General features: G+C 41.8%; 19 protein-coding genes, 1 tRNA gene and 1 pseudogene. 10 read left to right on the plus strand and 11 right to left on the minus strand.

What is annotated here, in order from left to right:
- Positions 1–20: 20 nt before the first annotated feature.
- Positions 21–371, minus strand: coding sequence for a helix-turn-helix domain-containing protein (locus KTR06_RS18620; protein ID WP_008759617.1), 351 nt, complete (start codon positions 369–371; stop codon positions 21–23).
- Positions 372–373: 2 nt separating this feature from the next.
- The gene (locus KTR06_RS18625; RefSeq protein WP_005816776.1) at positions 374–730 is read right to left on the minus strand and encodes a helix-turn-helix domain-containing protein; all 357 of its coding nucleotides are present in this window, start codon (positions 728–730) and stop codon (positions 374–376) included.
- A gap of 201 nt (positions 731–931) precedes the next feature.
- Here KTR06_RS18625 and KTR06_RS18630 point away from each other — a divergent pair, with 201 nt between their 5' ends.
- Both KTR06_RS18630 and KTR06_RS18635 read left to right on the plus strand, forming a co-directional pair.
- Positions 932–1,231, plus strand: coding sequence for a helix-turn-helix domain-containing protein (locus tag KTR06_RS18630; RefSeq protein ID WP_005816773.1), 300 nt, complete (start codon positions 932–934; stop codon positions 1,229–1,231).
- A 31-nt stretch (positions 1,232–1,262) separates the two neighbouring features.
- Positions 1,263–1,568 (plus strand): helix-turn-helix domain-containing protein, encoded by a 306-nt coding sequence (locus KTR06_RS18635; protein WP_005816771.1) that lies wholly within the window; start codon positions 1,263–1,265, stop codon positions 1,566–1,568.
- 75 nt (positions 1,569–1,643) lie between these two features.
- Here KTR06_RS18635 and KTR06_RS18640 read toward each other — a convergent pair whose 3' ends face one another.
- Positions 1,644–2,006 (minus strand): hypothetical protein, encoded by a 363-nt coding sequence (locus KTR06_RS18640; protein ID WP_005816769.1) that lies wholly within the window; start codon positions 2,004–2,006, stop codon positions 1,644–1,646.
- An 11-nt stretch (positions 2,007–2,017) separates the two neighbouring features.
- Positions 2,018–3,253 carry a site-specific integrase gene (locus KTR06_RS18645; RefSeq protein WP_005816767.1) on the minus strand — a complete coding sequence of 412 codons (1,236 nt, stop codon included), beginning with the start codon at positions 3,251–3,253 and terminating at the stop codon, positions 2,018–2,020.
- A gap of 336 nt (positions 3,254–3,589) precedes the next feature.
- On the opposite strand from KTR06_RS18645, the pseudogene KTR06_RS18650 reads away from it, so the two are divergent.
- Positions 3,590–4,525, plus strand: a pseudogene (locus tag KTR06_RS18650) (glycoside hydrolase family 2 TIM barrel-domain containing protein); the annotation flags it as partial.
- 64 nt (positions 4,526–4,589) lie between these two features.
- On the opposite strand, the gene KTR06_RS18655 reads toward KTR06_RS18650, so the two are convergent.
- Entirely contained in the window at positions 4,590–4,988 is a 399-nt protein-coding gene (locus KTR06_RS18655; protein WP_004295836.1) for a DUF2809 domain-containing protein, read from the minus strand.
- 241 nt (positions 4,989–5,229) lie between these two features.
- Between KTR06_RS18655 and KTR06_RS18660 the strand changes: the two genes are divergently transcribed.
- On the plus strand, positions 5,230–6,123 hold the full coding sequence (locus KTR06_RS18660) for an OmpA family protein (protein ID WP_004295837.1): 894 nt from the start codon (positions 5,230–5,232) through the stop codon (positions 6,121–6,123).
- A 199-nt stretch (positions 6,124–6,322) separates the two neighbouring features.
- Here KTR06_RS18660 and KTR06_RS18665 read toward each other — a convergent pair whose 3' ends face one another.
- Positions 6,323–7,171 (minus strand): Arm DNA-binding domain-containing protein, encoded by an 849-nt coding sequence (locus tag KTR06_RS18665; protein ID WP_004295838.1) that lies wholly within the window; start codon positions 7,169–7,171, stop codon positions 6,323–6,325.
- Between the two features lie 152 nt (positions 7,172–7,323).
- A tRNA-Arg gene (locus KTR06_RS18670) sits at positions 7,324–7,397 on the minus strand.
- 286 nt (positions 7,398–7,683) lie between these two features.
- On the opposite strand from KTR06_RS18670, the gene KTR06_RS18675 reads away from it, so the two are divergent.
- From KTR06_RS18675 to KTR06_RS18700, 6 genes are all read left to right on the plus strand, one after another.
- Positions 7,684–8,418 (plus strand): hypothetical protein, encoded by a 735-nt coding sequence (locus KTR06_RS18675; protein WP_008022494.1) that lies wholly within the window; start codon positions 7,684–7,686, stop codon positions 8,416–8,418.
- 127 nt (positions 8,419–8,545) lie between these two features.
- Complete coding sequence (locus KTR06_RS18680) at positions 8,546–9,553, plus strand: aminodeoxychorismate synthase component I (RefSeq protein WP_217290698.1); 1,008 nt, start codon at positions 8,546–8,548, stop codon at positions 9,551–9,553.
- Positions 9,537–10,133, plus strand: a complete 597-nt coding sequence (locus KTR06_RS18685) for an aminotransferase class IV family protein (protein WP_074911181.1) — start codon at positions 9,537–9,539, stop codon at positions 10,131–10,133. The genes KTR06_RS18680 and KTR06_RS18685 overlap by 17 nt, the downstream gene beginning before the upstream one ends.
- Positions 10,134–10,411: 278 nt before the next feature.
- The gene (locus KTR06_RS18690; RefSeq protein ID WP_008770653.1) at positions 10,412–11,086 is read left to right on the plus strand and encodes a DUF2461 domain-containing protein; all 675 of its coding nucleotides are present in this window, start codon (positions 10,412–10,414) and stop codon (positions 11,084–11,086) included.
- A gap of 37 nt (positions 11,087–11,123) precedes the next feature.
- Positions 11,124–11,570, plus strand: a complete 447-nt coding sequence (locus KTR06_RS18695) for a YhcH/YjgK/YiaL family protein (protein ID WP_008019991.1) — start codon at positions 11,124–11,126, stop codon at positions 11,568–11,570.
- Between the two features lie 18 nt (positions 11,571–11,588).
- Complete coding sequence (locus KTR06_RS18700) at positions 11,589–13,601, plus strand: alpha amylase C-terminal domain-containing protein (RefSeq protein ID WP_074911184.1); 2,013 nt, start codon at positions 11,589–11,591, stop codon at positions 13,599–13,601.
- An 87-nt stretch (positions 13,602–13,688) separates the two neighbouring features.
- On the opposite strand, the gene KTR06_RS18705 is transcribed toward KTR06_RS18700, so the two are convergent.
- The 4 genes from KTR06_RS18705 to KTR06_RS18720 form a co-directional block, all read right to left on the minus strand.
- Complete coding sequence (locus KTR06_RS18705) at positions 13,689–14,177, minus strand: PepSY-like domain-containing protein (protein WP_008640124.1); 489 nt, start codon at positions 14,175–14,177, stop codon at positions 13,689–13,691.
- Between the two features lie 141 nt (positions 14,178–14,318).
- Entirely contained in the window at positions 14,319–16,016 is a 1,698-nt protein-coding gene (locus KTR06_RS18710) for an alpha-amylase family protein (protein WP_195564744.1), read from the minus strand.
- Between the two features lie 53 nt (positions 16,017–16,069).
- Positions 16,070–16,876 carry a patatin-like phospholipase family protein gene (locus KTR06_RS18715; RefSeq protein ID WP_217290699.1) on the minus strand — a complete coding sequence of 269 codons (807 nt, stop codon included), beginning with the start codon at positions 16,874–16,876 and terminating at the stop codon, positions 16,070–16,072.
- Positions 16,877–17,116: 240 nt separating this feature from the next.
- Positions 17,117–18,664 carry a 4Fe-4S binding protein gene (locus tag KTR06_RS18720; protein ID WP_195564743.1) on the minus strand — a complete coding sequence of 516 codons (1,548 nt, stop codon included), beginning with the start codon at positions 18,662–18,664 and terminating at the stop codon, positions 17,117–17,119.

Genomic DNA, 18,664 nt, shown 5'->3' on the forward strand with positions numbered 1-18,664 from the left:
CTGAAAAATGTTTTAATGGGTTATTTATGAAAGAAATTATGGATACGAGCCTTGTAGAAGGCTATATCTTCCTTTTTGAAGTCCTTGATATGGTTGGAAAGGAATGTCAGTACGTCCTCCTCGCTGTAATAGGTTTTCTTGCCCAGTGTCTTGTAGGGCAATGCGCCGACGCTGCGGTAACGTTGCAGTGTGCGCTTGCTTATCTGGAGCAGCATGCACAAGTCCTGATTGTCGAAAAGGCGGATGCTTTCCGTGAGGGCGGGCTGTCGTTCCTCCGCCTTCATCGCCAGCAGCAGTTCGTCCTGACGGTCGAGCCGTTCCATCAGCTTCTGCATCCAGCCCTCGAAGTTGTTCCGTGTGAGCAGTTCCATAGTTATGTCCTCCTTCCTTTGTGGCTGCCTCCCGTTCGTAGCGTGTGGTTGCGTTTCAGCTCCTGCGGTGTCGCGGCGTCCTCGTTGACGGTACACTCATCAAGCAGGCGGTTGATTTCAGACTGCCGGTAGCGGCATTTGCCGCGAAGCACGACATAGCCGATGCGTTGCTCGCTGCGCATACGCTGGAGGGTGCGGGTACTCACGTTAAGCAGGTGCGCAGCCTCGCGTGTGGTGAGCAACCTGTCGGGCGATGCCGCTCTCTTGTCGCCGGAGACGGCACGGACGTGTGCCGCAATCTCCGCTATCTGTTCCGTCAATGACCGGAAGACGGAACTTTCCATCGTTATCACTTTCATATTCAGTCCTTTCTTTTTATATCTGCGGCAAAATTCGGCAATAAACAAAAGGGGCTTTAACAACTCACTACGTGACTCACGTAAGATTTTTGCGGAAGATGGCTCCGTAACCCGGTCAAACGGCGCAACAGGCAGCCTTTCAGCGGAAAACGACACGTATTCGGGACCGTACCGTTACCTTTGCGGGCAACCGATAATTGCATGAATATGGAAATAGTATCTATCGAGAAAAAGACTTTCGAGATGATGGTGGCGGCATTCGGCGCACTCTCGGAGAAGGTCGCCGCCCTGAGGCGCAAAAGCGACACGGGGCGCATGGAAAGATGGCTCACGGGCGAGGAGGTCTGCGGGCAGTTGAGAATAAGCCCGCGCACGTTGCAGACGCTGCGTGACAGGCGGCTTATCGGCTACTCGCAGATAAACCGCAGGTTCTATTACAAGCCGGAGGAGGTGAAGCGGCTGATACCGCTTGTCGGCACGCTCTATCCGCACAGCAGATGATTTGATTTATTCACCCACTGAATCCGAAGTTATGATGAACGAAAACGACAACGTTTTTACGATGGAAGACGAGCCGATAGCCTCTGTGGTGCAGGATATGCGCAAAGGCTCGAAATGGCTGTCCGCCTTTATGGAAAGCTACCGTCCCCCGCTGGACGGGGAACGTTACCTGACGGACGGCGAGGTGGCGGAACTGCTCCGCGTGAGCCGACGCACCTTGCAGGAATACCGCAACAACCGCATGTTGCCCTTTATCCTTTTGGGAGGGAAGGTGCTTTACCCGGAAACGGGGCTGCGCGAGGTACTGGAAGCGAACTACCGCAAGCCGCTGGAGTGACGCTGGCATGAAAAAGGAAACGGGCGACACCTTTTGTGGTGCTGCCCGTTTCCTTTTCTTATGGGGTATGTGCAATCAGCAATACCCGGCTTTTCCGTTTTGAATGAACATCACGTATGCCTGCCGTTTATCTTTTGTGATAGCCTTTCCCACCAGCCATGTACGAAACAGGTGGGTGTTGTAGGTGTTCAGCCGGAAGGCGACCGGGATGATGATTTCAAGGGCGTACACGTCCGCGTACAGCCTGTTTTCAAGCTGCATGTAGCGGCACACCTCGCAGTCGTTCAGCACGTCCGACTTGCGGACGGCTCTGATGGCGGCGTTCACTGCCGGGACGCCCGCATGGAACAGTCCGGCTATTTCGGTGGCGGTCATCCACACGTCGTTACCGGTTACGCTGACCGCCTTGTCTTCTATGATGATTATGTCACGTTTCATGGCTTTTCTTTTTAGATGGTGCAACCTGCAAATTCCTCGACGCCGTTCAACCTTGCGGCAAGGTTCTCCATGTCCTGATTGAGTTTCTCTTTGGTTATCTTCGCGTAAATTTGCGTCGTCTTTATACTCTTGTGTCCGAGCATGGAGCTGACCGTTTCGATGGGGACACCGTTGGAGAGGAATACCGTCGTGGCTGCCGTGTGGCGGCTCTGATGCCACGTGATATGCTTGGTGATACCGCAACGCTTGGCGACAGCACGGATACCGGCAAGGCACGTGTTGTAATGCGGGACGGGAAATATCCTGCCGTCACTGCACAGCCCCCGATATTTGCCGATTATGCGGTTGGCGATGTCAAGCAGGCGGATGTTGGACACCACGCCCGTTTTCTGGCGGTTGATGTTTATCCACTCGTGTTCGTCGAAGTAGGTGCGGATATTCTCTTCCGTGAGGTTGCGCATATCCGAGAACGACAGCCCGGTGAACGCGCAGAACAGGTAGAGGTCGCGGTACAGTTCCTGTTTGGCGTTTTTCAGTTTCCCGTCCATAAACAGGCGGATTTCCTCTTTGGTTAGGAAACTGCGTGTCGTTTCTTCCTTCTTGATTTCATACTCGCGGAACGGGTCGCGTGTCAGCCACTCGTTGTTGATGGCGATGAACACCATCGTCCTTAGAGGGCAGACGTACAGCCACACGGTATTGGTGCAGCAGTGTTTGTCCGTGCGCAGGAACATCTCGAAGTCGGAGATGAAAGCCGGGGTAAGCTCTTTCAGTGCGATGTCCTTCAAATGGTAGCGGATGTCGAGGAACTCTTGCAGGTGCTTGTAAACGATACGGTACTTCAGCAGCGTGCCTTTTGCCTTCATGCCTGCCTCCACCTGTTTCTCGTAGTCCTCGTTGTGTTGGCGGAATACCTGCATCAGCGTGTGGTAGCGGTGTTCCAGTCCGAGAAAGGCGTTCTTCACCTTCTCCGCCGTGACGAAGTTGTCACGCTCCATGATTTCCTGATAGTGCCTGTTGATGCGTACCCGCATCTTGTCAAGCATACGGTTCGTTTCGAGTGCCGCCGCGCTTCTGCCCGTGACACGTCCTCCTTTGGTGTCCCATAGCTTCGGATCGACTGTCAGCTTGCAGCTGAACTGCGTCTGGCTGCCGTCCACCGTGATGCGTCCCATGACGGGAACTGTCCCGTCCTTTTTCACTACCTGACGCTTGAGGTAGTAGATGACTGAAAATGTACTCTTCATCGTCCTTAATTTTTTTGGTTTCAAAATTAGTTGGTGAAGAGTCCGATGTCGGTACGCAAAACGGGGAGGATCGGCGCAATCTTTTTCTGTAACCAAATTTTTTGCGTGAGTTGTAGGTAACTCACTATTCCTTAGTGTCTTGTTTCGCTATTCGTACCCGTTTGTCGTATTATCGGGCATGGTTACGAACAAGTAACGTTGCGGCGTCAGGATTTGGCTTCGGCAAGGATTGTAATGGCTTCACGAATTATCGCCACTTCAACTAAAACCCTTGTAACTCAATCCTATCACTATATTTTTCCGCATTTCACTTTTTTGTAGTAACTTTGTAGTATTGAAATACCTTTTGTGGGTCCTGGTGGATATAATGATAAAGGTTTTGTGGATTTACCTGCTTTCCGTGCCAACGGAAAAGAGCAGCTCAAAGAACTGATTCGTCAACATTATAATCATCCTTCTATTTGTGTATGGGGGCTGTTTAATGAGTTGACGGAGTTGGGAGATAATCCGGTTGAGTACATCAAAGAATTAAATGTGCTGGCACATCAGGAAGATACTACCCGGCCTACGACCTCCGCAAGTAATCAAATGGGAGATTTGAATTTCATAACGGATGCTATTGCTTGGAACCGTTATGATGGATGGTATGGTGGCACTCCCGCTGATTTGGGGAAATGGTTGGATCGAATGCATAAGGATCATCCGGAAATATGTATTGCTATCAGTGAATATGGTGCCGGCGCAAGTATTTACCATCAACAAGATTCGTTGGTTAAAACTGTACCAACCAGTTGGTGGCATCCTGAAAACTGGCAGACGTATTATCACATTGAAAACTGGAAAACAATCTCTTCCCGTCCTTATGTATGGGGGAGCTTTGTCTGGAATATGTTTGATTTTGGCGCTGCACATCGCACTGAAGGAGACCGTCCCGGAATTAATGATAAAGGTTTGGTTACCTTCGACCGGAAAGTTCGTAAAGATGCTTTCTACTTCTATAAGGCCAACTGGAATAGGGAAGAACCAATGCTTTATTTAACAGGCAAACGTAACACAGTACGTACACAACGTTTGCAAACAATTACTGCTTTCACGAATCTGTCAGGAGCCGAATTGTTTGTAAACGGTAAGAGTTATGGTAAAGCAATACCGGATTCGTATGCTATTCTGGAATGGAAAAATGTGGAACTAGAACCTGGTGAAAATGAAATAAAGGTTGTTTCCACTAATAAGAAGTTACCTTTGAGCGATAGTTTTCATTGTAGATTGTGATAGGTAGTTTAAATGATAATCGGAAAGAGCACTGTAAACAAAGTAGGTTTGCAGTGCTTTTTTTCTAGGGGTTTCTCTTTTGGGAGATAATAATCCTTCCTGAATCTATAACAGCGGATAATGATACTCCAACAGTATAACAGATCATATCTGACCATAGAAAACCATGTCCAAAGATTAATGCTCCAAGTGTGGTGTTTCGTACAGTATTTGCCCAGTCTGCTTGGTATAGTTGGCTAATTTCTATACAATAAGAAAATAATAAGGAAATAACAATGGTCTTGAGTATAGATAATGACGGGAAAAGAAAGCGTATTCCACAATACACCATGGCTGCCCAAAGCGTATCGCCTGAATACTCTGCGATAAATTCGGGCAATATATCACCATGTTTTCGGGAAGCCAATCCTAACACTATAATTGCGGAAGTAATTGCTAAATAAATCCAACGTTTGTTTTTCACGCAGTAATGTTTTAGTATGGTGCAAATTTATAAAATTAAGTTGGATAACTTGGCAGGATGGATCAAACTCTGATAAAAACAGATTTTATTTACATACTAAACTTTTCGTTCTTTTGAAATGTTATAAGGTCGTTCGAGCTTTATCTCGATAAATGTGTTCATAACCAACCGATTTACGCAATTGTTGTGGAAACGGCTGCAGTTGGTCACTTAAAAAGTTAGTAATTAAAATAATAGAGTTATGAAGAATCTTTTTCGACCGTTGTTAGTACTGACAGGATGTATAGTATTGGCGAGTTGTGTAAGTCAGAAGCAATTTAAAGGTTTAAAAACTGATTATACAAAGTTGCAAAAAGAATATCAGGAAAGTCAATTGCAGCTAAGAGAAAATCAGGCACGTTCAACAAGTCTTGAGGAGAGACTTGCCGAAGCGCAGCGGAATAATAGTGAGTTACGCAAGAGCTTGTCCGATATGCAAAGCATCTTGAATAAGAGTCTTACACAGAGCTCTCAAGGGAATATGAATATGGGTAAGTTAATAGATGAGATCAATGCTTCAAACCGTTTCATCCAGCATTTGGTTAAAGAAAAGAATAGATCAGACTCTTTGAATCTCGTAATGGTCAATAAACTTACCCGTTCGCTTACCCGTGAAGAGATGCGTGACTTGGATATTAAGGTATTGAAAGGTGTTGTATATATTTCCTTAGCAGATAACATGCTTTATAAATCAGGAAGTTATGAAATTAGCAATAAAGCAGAGGCTGTGCTTAGTAAAATAGCCAAAATCATTCAGGACTACAAAGATTATGATGTTCTGGTAGAAGGAAATACAGATACCGATCCGATATCTCGTACGAATATACGTAATAATTGGGATTTGAGTGCGTTGCGTGCTTCATCTGTTGTTCAGGCATTACAGAATATTTATGGTATAAATCCCAAACGCCTGACTGCTGCCGGTCGAGGTGAATTTAATCCGGTAGCCGGTAATGATACGGCAGAAGGAAAAGCTCGTAACCGCCGGACCGAGATTATTATAACTCCTAAACTGGATCAGTTTATGGATTTGATAGATCAGGCTCCTGATAATTCTTCATCAGGTATAATGGGGGATGAGAATACAAAAGAGTAAAGGAAATATTTCCATCTAGGGCTAATAATAAAGCGATGAATTTGAATTCATCGCTTTATTATTAGCAATTTGAAACAGATACAGTAAAGTGTTAGAGGTATCTATATTTTATTTTCAGAGCTTGAGAAATTGCTCTATTTTATAGAGAGTCCGATTTGAAATGAGTATTGCTGATTTTAAATGTTTTCGGCAGATGGACCTATTTTGAAAATTCAAACTCATATGGATAAGGAGTTTGATTCCATGAAACCCATTCTATCTTTCCATAATTATGCAAATCACATGGGAAAACCACAGAATAGTCCCATGGATTATATCGATATGGTATGTCAACATATTGACAAGCATATTTATTTGAATATAGCCAATGATATCCTGTTTTAGAGTCGCTATATATTGCTACCATAAAATATTTACCAATCTTTACTTTAGCGGAAGTATATGTTTCCTTTATTGACGAGGCAAATATAGAATAAGTAGCATCAACTATGCTACCATCTTTCTTTTTAATTTTTGATTTTGACAGCAAATTCCAAGTTTCATCTTGTATTTTTTGATAATCAAGTATATTCCCTGAAAAAGTTTGCTTTTTCACATCAAATTCCTCATTGTTGTCAGCCTTAAATAATAAAAATGTGGTGGAAATATTTTCGTAATCAGACTCTGGAGTAAGAGCTTTGTATCCATTTAGCCAAATTTCCTGAATGTCACTTTTTTCTTCATCACTTTTACTACATCCAACTACTATCAGTGCAGTCATAATTAAAAATAGAAGTTTTTTCGGGCTGACCCCAAAGGAACCCTGAATGCATTTGATGCTGTCAAGTTTCTCTTGGTATTCATTGAGTATATTACGTAGTTTGGTATTGATTAGTGCTGCGTCTGGACGTTTGACTACTTGCCCGTTTTTGAATTGTGAAAGACTGTCGACTTTGAATCGAGTGACAATGTACTTTGTTTCTTCTTTGTGATGGATGGCTATACAAATTTTGTGAGATCCATCACTTAACACCTTTGCTGGGATTAGAGCTAATCTGATTGTTGCCATAGTTTCAAAATTTAGAGAAAACACTCGGACAAGATTTCGACAAGGTAAATTGCTCAAAAGTGAGAGTTTTCTCGTTTTTTTTTAATCAATAGCAGCTAATTAGAAAAGTAAAAAGGCTGATTAACCATTTGATAATCAGCCTTTCTGCTAAGTGATTCCGAAGCGATTCGAACGCTTGACCCACGCCTTAGAAGGGCGTTGCTCTATCCAGCTGAGCTACGGAACCAGCCTTATTTGCGGATGCAAAGGTAGTGCTTTTTATGAAAATTCAAAAACTTTCCGGCACTTTTTTATTCATATTTTTCTTTATGGCTATGAATCAGTAATTTATAAAAGAGAAATATTTTGTTTAGTTATATGGTTTGGGATGAATAAATAGGAAAACGTCATTTTTACGAAGAATAACGAAAGTTATATAGGTTTCAAAAAGGTCAAAAAAATAAAATACGGTTGTGTTTTTCTATTATAACTTCTACTTTTGGACGATAAACAACTAAAAAACACATAAAGTTATGAAGAAATTGATTTTTTTATTTGCATTTTGTATTGTAGTGACTAATGTTTTTGCACAAACCGCCCCAGAGCAATTGAAAAAAGAAGGAAATGATGCATTTAATGCTAAAAATTATCCAGTAGCGTATGCGAAGTTCAGCGAATATCTGAAACAGACTAATAATCAAGATTCTGCAACAGCTTACTATTGTGGTATAGCAGCAGACGAAGTGAAAAAGTATGCGGAAGCCGTGACCTTTTTCGATATTGCTATTCAGAAAAAATTTAATATAGGAAATGCGTATGCTCGTAAAGCTTTGGCTTTAGATGCACAAAAGAAGACTGCTGAATATGTAGCTACATTAGAAGAAGGGCTGAAAGTCGATCCTAAGAATAAGACAATGGTGAAGAATTATGGTCTTCATTATTTGAAAGCAGGACTTGCAGCACAGAAAGCTGGAAAAGCAGAAGAAGCAGAAGATTGTTTCAAGAAAGTAATTCCGTTGGATCACAAGCAGTATAAAACAAATGCATTGTACAGTTTAGGAGTTTTGTGTTATAATGACGGAGCTAATATCCTGAAGAAAGCTGCTCCTTTAGCAAATTCAGACGCAGACAAATATGCTGCAGAAAAAGCAAAAGCGGATGGAAGATTTAAAGAAGCATTAGACTATTTGGAAGAGGCTGCTAAGATCTCTCCGGAAAATGAAAATGTGAAAAAGATGCTTCCTCAAGTGAAAGCTGTTATGAAGTAATTTGACCAATCTTGTAAATGATAGAGGGTTGCCGGTATGATACGTCGGGCAACCCTTTTTTATTGCTATCTTTTTCTAATCTATACTTTTTGTGTACATTTGCCGTTCCTAAACGCTGAAATATTTTATGCACTTATATAATAAGGAACAGGCCATCAAACGGATGAATCAGTTTGGACAACACCATCGTCCTTTTGTTTTTATTATCAATTATCTGCAGGATGCATCTTATATAGAAGAGGTTGCTGCTGTTGATTCTACTGAACTTTTGTATAATTTGAATGGATTTACCAATCAAGCTACGTCAACTGAAAAGTATACACCTTCTTTTTCTGCTAAACCAGCGAACTCTATCCATTGGCAGCCTTCTGCAGAATCTTTCTATTCCTATCAACGCTCGTTTAATATTGTCCGACAGAATATCTTGGCTGGAAATAGTTTTCTCACAAATCTGACTTGTCGCACTCCGGTAGATACCAATCTCACTCTGGAAGATATTTATTATCACTCTAAAGCGATTTATAAGCTATGGGTTAAAGACACTTTTACTGTTTTTTCTCCAGAAATATTTGTGAGAATTCATCAGGGGAAAATTAGCTCATACCCGATGAAAGGGACTATTGACGCTTCCATTCCTTCTGCTGCCCAATTATTGATGAACGATCCTAAAGAGGCGGCAGAACACGCTACTATCGTAGACTTGATTCGTAATGATTTAAGCATGGTTGCCAATCAAGTGTCCGTTTCCCGGTATCGGTATATTGATACATTGCAGACTAATCAGGGAGCGATTCTTCAGACAAGCTCTGAAATTCAAGGCGTATTGCCGGAAAACTATCCGGAACATTTAGGAGAACTTATTTTCCGACTTTTGCCAGCCGGTTCCATTACCGGTGCCCCCAAGAAAAAAACGATGCAGATTATTCGGGAAGCTGAAACCTACAACAGAGGATTTTATACAGGAATTATGGGCTATTCGGATGGGATTAATTTGGGTAGTGCCGTTATGATACGTTTTGTAGAACAGGAAGGAGAAAAAATGTATTTTAAAAGTGGAGGTGGAATAACCTGTCAGAGCGATGCGGAAAGTGAGTATAACGAAATGAAACAAAAAGTATATGTACCCATTTATTGAGACTATCCGGATAGAGGATGGACAGATTTATAATCTTGATTATCACACAGAGCGTTTCAATAGAACCCGTGCGGTCTTTTGGAAAAATAGTGTTCCGCTTGATTTGCGTGAGTATATATCGCCACCAGTTTTAAACGGGATTCATAAATGTCGGATTGTGTATGGAAAAGAAGTAGGAGAAGTCACGTATGCTCCTTATCAGATGCGAAAAGTGTCCTCTTTGCATCTGATAGAATCCGATACCATTAATTACACTTACAAAAGCACACATCGGGAAGAACTGAACGCTTTGTATGCCCAAAGAGGAATGGCAGATGATATTTTAATCGTGAAAGACGGCTATCTGACAGATACTTCTATTGCCAATATCGCCCTCTACGATGGGCACACATGGTTTACTCCGGCTCATCCGTTACTCCGGGGAACGAAGCGGGCGGAACTTCTGAATAAGCAATTCATTGTTGAGAAAGACATCGCGCAAGTGCATTTAAACGACTATTCACATATCATGTTATTCAACGCCATGATTGACTGGGAACGTATTGTATTGCCTATAAATGAGAAACATTTCATTCTATAAACGATAATTAACTGAAATATACAGAGTATTGCTGAACAAATGTCACTTTTGTACTGTTATATTTATGTGTTTTTCATAGTATTAGATATAAGATTAATTAAAGAGATTGTACTCCACTTGTGAAAGCTAAAGTACGTCAGAGACAGAAGAGTCTGTTTTTTTGATAAATGTGTTAAAGCATCGGTTTTACCAGGCCGATGCTTTTTTTTATGTCCTTTTACCCCCTTTTGTAGTTTATATGAAATAAAATTTGTACGTTTGTAGAGTAATAATAGAAAATGATAAAGATGAACATACCCGTTATCTTTCAGTTTTTAAAAGATCTTTCCGCGAATAATAATCGTGAGTGGTTTAATGAGCACAAGGCAGAATATGAAACAGCCCGTGCCGAGTTCGACAACTTTTTGGCAACAGTGATTGCCCGTATTTCCCTGTTTGATGAAACTATCCGGGGAATTCAACCCAAAGACTGTACTTATCGCATTTACCGGGATACCCGCTTCTCTGCGGATAAAACACCTTATAAAATACATTTCGGTGGTTATATCAATGCCAAAGGGAAGAAATCCGACCATTGTGGATATTATGTACACTTGCAGCCGGATGGTTCGATGCTTGCCGGAGGAAGCTTGTGTCTGCCTTCCAATATCCTGAAAGCAGTGCGTCAGTCTATTTATGACAATATCGAAGAATTTGTTGCAATTGTAGAAGATCCGGAGTTTAAGAAATACTTTCCGGTGATAGGGGAGGATTTTCTAAAAACAGCTCCGAAAGGTTTCCCGAAAGACTTCAAGTACGTTGATTATTTGAAATGTAAAGAGTATGTTTGCTCTTATAATGTTCCTGATGACTTCTTTACCCGGCCGGATATGTTGGAACAGATGGACAAAGCGTTCCGCCAGTTCAAGCGGTTTGCTGATTTTATAAATTATACGATTGATGATTTTGAATAAATAATGCCTGGAATATAAACTTTAAAATTTAACTTATATGGTAGTAGATACTTTAGAAAATCTGGAGAAATATGCGTCTTTAAATCCTTTGTTTGCACAAGCCATTGACTTCTTGAAGTCTCATGACCTCCAAGCCATGGAAATTGGTAAGACAGAACTGAAAGGGAAAGATCTGTTCGTGAATATCGCACAAACCAAGCCTAAAACAAAAGAGGAAGCCAAACTGGAAACTCATAACGAATTTATTGATATTCAAATCCCGTTGTCGGGAACAGAAATTATGGGGTATACTGCTGCTAAAGATTGTGTTCCGGCAGATGCACCTTATAACGCAGAAAAAGACATTACTTTTTTTGAAGGATTGGCAGAAACATACGTTACCGTAAAACCGGGAATGTTTGCTATCTTCTTCCCGCAAGACGGTCATGCTCCCGGCATCACTCCGGATGGTGTGAAAAAAGTAATCGTAAAAGTAAAAGCATAATCCTAATTCAATTCTGATATGGAAAAGACACTTAATCTCATAAAAAACGATCCCTGGCTGGAACCTTTTGCCGGTGCTATCACCGGGCGTCATCAGCATGTATTAGACAAGGAAGCTGAATTGACGAATAAAGGCAAACAAACCCTTTCAGATTTTGCATCGGGGTATCTTTATTTTGGATTGCATCGCACCGATAAGGGATGGACTTTCCGTGAATGGGCGCCCAATGCTACTCATATTTATATGGTGGGTACATTTAATAATTGGGAGGAAAAAGCAGCCTATAAGCTGAAAAAACTAAAGAATGGCAATTGGGAAATTAACCTGCCGGCGGATGCCATTCATCATGGCGATCTCTACAAATTGAATGTATACTGGGAAGGCGGACAAGGCGAGCGTATTCCTGCATGGGCTACCCGTGTGGTACAGGATGAACAGACCAAGATATTTAGTGCACAAGTCTGGGCTCCGGAGAAACCCTATAAATTCAAAAAGAAAACATTTAAGCCCGACACGAATCCACTGTTGATTTATGAATGTCATATCGGAATGGCACAACGGGAGGAAAAAGTGGGCACTTATAACGAATTCCGCGAGAAAATACTTCCCCGTATCGCTGAAGAAGGGTATAACTGTATCCAGATTATGGCCATTCAGGAACATCCTTATTATGGAAGTTTCGGCTATCATGTATCCAGCTTTTTTGCTGCCTCTTCCCGTTTTGGTACTCCCGACGAATTGAAAGCATTGATCGATGCCGCTCATGAGATGGGAATTGCTGTGATTATGGACATTGTTCATTCACATGCAGTGAAGAATGAAGTAGAAGGATTAGGAAACTTTGCCGGTGATCCGAATCAGTATTTCTATCCGGGCGTTCGTCGCGAACATCCGGCTTGGGATTCTCTATGCTTCGATTATGGCAAGAACGAAGTGATTCACTTCCTGTTGTCTAACTGCAAGTACTGGCTGGAAGAATATAAATTTGACGGCTTCCGTTTTGACGGAGTCACTTCTATGCTATATTATAGTCATGGTTTGGGTGAAGCCTTCTGTAACTATGGAGATTATTTCAACGGTCATCAGGATGATAATGCGATTTGTTACCTGACATTGGCTAATGAAGTGATTCATCAGGTAAATCCGAAAGCGATAACCATTGCGGAAGAAGTTTCCGGTATGCCGGGGCTGGCTGCAAAAATAGAAGATGGCGGTTACGGCTTCGATTATCGTATGGCCATGAACATTCCGGACTATTGGATCAAGACAATCAAAGAAAAGATTGATGAAGACTGGAAACCTTCCAGCATGTTCTGGGAAGTAACCAACCGTCGTCAGGATGAAAAGACCATTTCGTATGCAGAAAGCCACGACCAGGCATTAGTGGGAGACAAGACAATTATCTTCCGTCTGATTGATGCTGATATGTACTGGCATATGCAAAAGGGAGATGAAAATTATGTTGTCAACCGTGGTATCGCTTTGCACAAGATGATTCGTTTATTGACCTCTTCAACCATCAACGGAGGTTATCTGAACTTCATGGGAAATGAATTCGGTCATCCCGAATGGATTGACTTCCCGCGTGAAGGTAACGGATGGTCATGTAAGTATGCCCGTCGCCAATGGGATTTGGTAGACAACAAGAATCTGACCTATCATTATATGGGTGATTTTGATAAGAATATGCTGAAAGTTCTGAAGTGCGTGAAAAACTTTCAAACGACACCTGTTCAGGAAATATGGCATAATGATGGCGATCAGGTATTGGCATACGGCCGTAAAGACCTTATATTTGTCTTTAACTTTAATCCAAAACAGTCATTTACCGACTATGGATTCTTGGTAACTCCGGGAGCTTATGAAGTAATATTGAATACGGACGACGTTGCATTTGGAGGAAACGGTTTGGCAGATGATTCTGTAGTGCACTTTACTATTGCCGATCCGCTGTACAGTAAAGAAAAGAAAGAGTGGTTGAAACTCTACATTCCTGCCCGTACCGCCGTAGTGCTTAGAAAGAAGAAATAATTTTATCTTTAAATAAGAAGCCCCTGCAACTATCATTGTATATCTGCAGGGGCTTTCTCGTATATTGTGTTATTGAATGATTTAGTTCTAGTTTACCAAAAAGGTACTTGGTCCGAGAATATCATACATATCACTCACGTTGCGTGTTTTCAGTAATACTCCTTGTGGAGTATAGAATAACTGATATTTGATGTCAACGTTATCTTGGCCTACTTTAATTACAATAATAGCTTGCCATTTGGGAAACTCTACCATTGTCACATTATCTACCACCCAACTTGCGTATGGCCCGGATACAAAAGCATTATAGACTGCCGGTGACAGACGATCAAGGCTAACAAGGTCAGTCTGTGTCATCACCCATTGCCCCCGGACGTTAAACCACACATTTTTAGTAAATCCGTTCATTACAAAATTGGCGCAATAATATCCGTCATCTTGTGACCAGGCAATGCCGTTTGCTTTGGGATACATTTTCTTGAAAGTTGCCTGTACATTGCCGGGAGGGGTATCTCCAAAAACAGATGTAGATAATAGCAAAAACAGTGTGATCGCACAAATCATAAATTTCTTCATAAGCTTTGAGTTTAGAGAATTAGTTATAACTAAACAGCCTTTGCGAATATTTGTTTGAGCGATGTACATAAAATAATCCTCCGGGCATTTATAAGTGAAATGCCGGGAGGATAAGGAGTATGCGGTTCTTACTCTTTTTGCTTAAAAAGTAATCTTTAAAATTTTTCCGTTATAACCTCCGACCGAAACATCTGTCGGTTTATAAGGTAATAAGCAGATTTCTTCTTTAGCACCGGTCATCAAATCGATAGCCTGATAAGACTCCATTTGAGGAATCTGCAAAAAGTCGAAGGCATGTGAAGGTACGTTGATGGCAACATCTACCAGTTGACTATCGAAATTAATAACGAAAAACAGAATCTCGTTTTTGTATTTCCGCATAAAAGTATATTGTTTATGCTCATTGAAACGCCATCCGTTTATATTGGCATACATCAAGTCAAAGAATACCCCCTTTTTGATTGCCTGCTCTTCGTTGCAAAGCGTCAGTACTTTTTGATAGATAGAGTAGAGGTGCTTATGTTCTTCAGTAAGCATTTTCCCGTCAAATTTTCCTCCGTTGCGCCAACGACGTATAGTATCTACACTCCAATAATCGAATATGGTAGTCCGTCCGTCTCTTCCGCTGAATCCTTCGCTATCCATGCCCAGCTCTCCGAACTCCTGACCGAAATAGATCATCATAGGATTGGTGTTCATACAAGCAGAAACAATTAGTGCAGGAATCCCTTTACGCGGATTACCGGCAAAGAAATCAGATGCGATACGTTGCTCATCGTGATTCTCCAAAAAGTTGAGCATTTTTTTCTCTATTCCATTCAGGCTTTGCCAGCAATGAGTGATTGCAGTGGCAGATTCATATCCGCAGGCTACGTTCCGTAATGTATCGTACAATCCTACCTTATCATATAGATAATCAAACTTGCCACGGAACAGATAGTTACGATATTCACTGGGATTATAGACTTCTGCGATAAAAAGTATTTCAGGATAAACCTCTTTTACTTGAGGAATAGCCCATTCCCAAAATTCAACGGGAACCATTTCTACCATGTCACAACGGAAACCGTCAATGTTCTTTGACGCCCAGAAAAGAAGAATGTCCAGCATCTTTATCCAAGTGTCCGGAGTCGGGGAGAAGTGGCAGGTACCGCCATTCTGATAATCCACTCCATAGTTTAATTTCACCGTTTCATACCAGTCGGTGATATTAGGCGTAGCATCAAAACGATTGTTACCGGTAGCTTTAGCCGGAAATTCCCGGTAAGGCTCTGCTGCACCGTCTTTCATATCGAACTGGGCACGAAGTTCCGCTTGCGGGATATAATAGAAATTATTGTATGGACTGAAAGATTGGCTGGGGTCATCGTTAGCCCCCAATTCCGTCGTACCGTCGGGCTGTGCGTCCGAATGGTACTGGCGTGCTACGTGATTAGGTACAAAATCTATAATCACTTTCAAACCTGTGCGATGTGTACGGTGTACCAGGTTCTCAAATTCTTTCATACGTCCCTGTACATCGTTGGCCAGGTCAGGATCTACATCATAATAATCCTTGATGGCATAGGGAGAGCCAGCTTTTCCTTTCACAATGGCAGGATGATCCGGACTGATGTTATAACGACGATAATCCGTTTGAGTGGCATGTTCGATGATGCCTGTATACCATATATGTGTAGTACCTAATTTTTTGATTTCACCAAGTGCCTTGAGCGTGAAATCAGCCATTTTTCCACAACCGTTGGTGGCAATGTCTCCATTGTAGACACAGTGGTTGTTGTTATTTCCAAACAGACGGGTGAACACTTGATAGATAATTATTTTATTTTCGTCATTCATATAGAGTAGATTATTAATATTCGTATTCATTCTTTTTTTCGATGGATAGGAGGTTACTTCCATATTTTCCCTTTTTCTTCCAACAGTTGATTAAGCACTTCATTGGCTGTATTATATCCCTGTCCGAAGATTTCTTCTGCTTTCTCCAGTTCGGTATTGCTATATCCGTATAGATTGTATGGTTCGATTAATAAATCACACTTTTCCCTTTCTGGAAAAGTATTGGCGCGGAACATAAAATGGAATGAACGCATAGCAATGCTTACAATATTCATTTTGTAGTCCTCTGCCATGATGGGGCTTACGTTGACAGCCACCACCTTATCACACACTCTACGCAGGGTAGAGACAGGAAGATTCATCATCAATCCTCCGTCTACATAGTTAGTGCCATCTATATTGACTGGTGCGAACATAACAGGCATACAGCAGGAAGCTGCGACCCGTTCAGCAATACTGCCGCGGTGAAAATGAACCATGCGTCCATGATCGAGGTCGGTTGCTGTGATAATCAGAGGAAGTTGTAAATCTTCCAAGTTTTTGGCTTTTACGTTGGTTCGGAGAAAGTCTATAAATTCACAAAGGTCAAATAATCCTTTTTTAGGAATTACCAGTTTGGTTAAATCCTGGAATTTATGTCCGGAGAAATAATCAAGAACTTTGTGGGGTTCGTTGCCATCTGCATAAAAGACACCGGCAAGTGCTCCTGCGCTTACTCCGGAGATGATTTCCGGTTTAATATCATGCTCTAAAAGAGCTTGCATAGCTCCCAGATGGGCAAATCCTTTAATAAATCCTCCGCTTAGTGCATAGCCAATCTGATATTTCCGGCTATTCCTGTTATTTGTGAATACCTCCATGAGTTGCTTTCTTTAGTTCGCCACGAATTTAGTGAATTTATTGAAAGTAGGAGGAATATAATGAATAGTTTTTTTAAGAGAACGTTATAAGTAGTTTTTTGTTATCCATAGAACACAATAAATGCGGATAACATGGAACTTTAATTGCGTAAATATAAAGTTTTGTTATCCGCATTTAAATATATCACAATAGAGCACAAATATACGGATGGAATCTTTTGCACCGGCACTGTGTGCTGATTAGAATCCGAAATCGTCTATCTCTACTTTATGTTCTTCGTTTTCTTTAAAAGGTTTTGCTTCTTTTTGTACTGGATTTCCTTCGATATAGATAGCGCGGAATGGACGGGCAGGGCAAACATATTCGCATCCTCCACAACCTACGCATATTTCTTTGTTTACATGAGGGATCGTTAATCCGTCTTTATATGGTACCATTGCCACAGCCTGTGTAGGACAGTGCTCGGAACACGCTCCGCAACTGGTTCCATCAGTATAAACGATGCAATTTTCTTCGATAAAAACAACATATCCCATTTGTGTAAGATGTTTTTGCTCTACACTTATGGGAAGAATTGCTCCATTGGGACAAACGTCTCCGCAAACAGTACAGTCAAAGTTGCAAAATCCTTTCTCAAAACTAACGGTCGGCTGCATTATGCCTGCCAAACCATACTCCATAAAAGCAGGTTTCAGGACATGAGAAGGGCATTTGCTGACACAAAGATGACAGGATGTACATTGCTGTTGAAAGTGTTCCCGACTGATAGATCCCGGAGGAGTGATTGGATTTTCCTTTTTGTATGCCTTTTTGCCTTCCAGTCTAGCAACGGATTCTTTGGCTTGGGACAGGAGTTTGGGAGCAGCTCCGGCAGTAACAAGACCGGCAACCAAAAAGCGGCGTTTGGATGAATCCGTGTCCGGTGATGATGGCACAGGGGCTTCTACGTTTGCTTGTTGTTTCTTTAAAGAAGGGTTGTAGACCAATGCCTTTTGCTTGCATGCTCCCAGGCAGTCGAAACAATCTACGCAGCGGCTATAATCAATGGCATGTTCTTTACTATTGATGCAGGAGGCTTTGCATTTGGTAGCACAAAGCCCGCATCCATTACATTTCGCAGTATCGATACGGACCTTAAATAATGAAAAGCGGCTCAATAATCCCAATACTGTTCCTACGGGACAAACCGTATTGCACCATGTCCGCCCGTGTTTCCATGCCATTACAAAAATAACTGCCAGAGTGATAATAGCAATGAGAAGAGAAGAAATGCTTAAAACAGAGGTATCTACCTGATAAAACGTATAATTGTCAAACTTGGAAAAGACGGATTCCAACAGATTATTCCCCAACATGTAGATAGGTTTGAATATATGCACTACCACACGTCCATACGCGCTGTATGGATCGAGCAGGCCTACAATAAATGTAAATCCGCATAGAAATCCGATTACTGTCAGTCCGAGTACGCCCCAACGCAATTTGTTTTTCGTGGGACTGTAACTATATCTTTTTTTCTTTTTCCCTGTTGATTTTGAAATGCGTGCAATGACATCCTGCAAAATACCCATAGGGCAAATTGTAGAACAATAAACGCGTCCAAACAAGAGCGTTAACACAATGAGAAATAATAAGATACCTATACTTAGTGAAAGGACAGCTGGAATAAATTGCAAATGTGCCAGCCGATGAAAACTGTTCGGTAATATTTCTGCGAAATCGAGAAAAAAGAAAGAAATCAGCACAAATAAAAGTGCTGATATTCCAATACGTAGCTTTCTTAACAT

The organism is Bacteroides sp. MSK.20.12 (assembly GCF_019052435.1).
Lineage (GTDB): Bacteria > Bacteroidota > Bacteroidia > Bacteroidales > Bacteroidaceae > Bacteroides > Bacteroides xylanisolvens.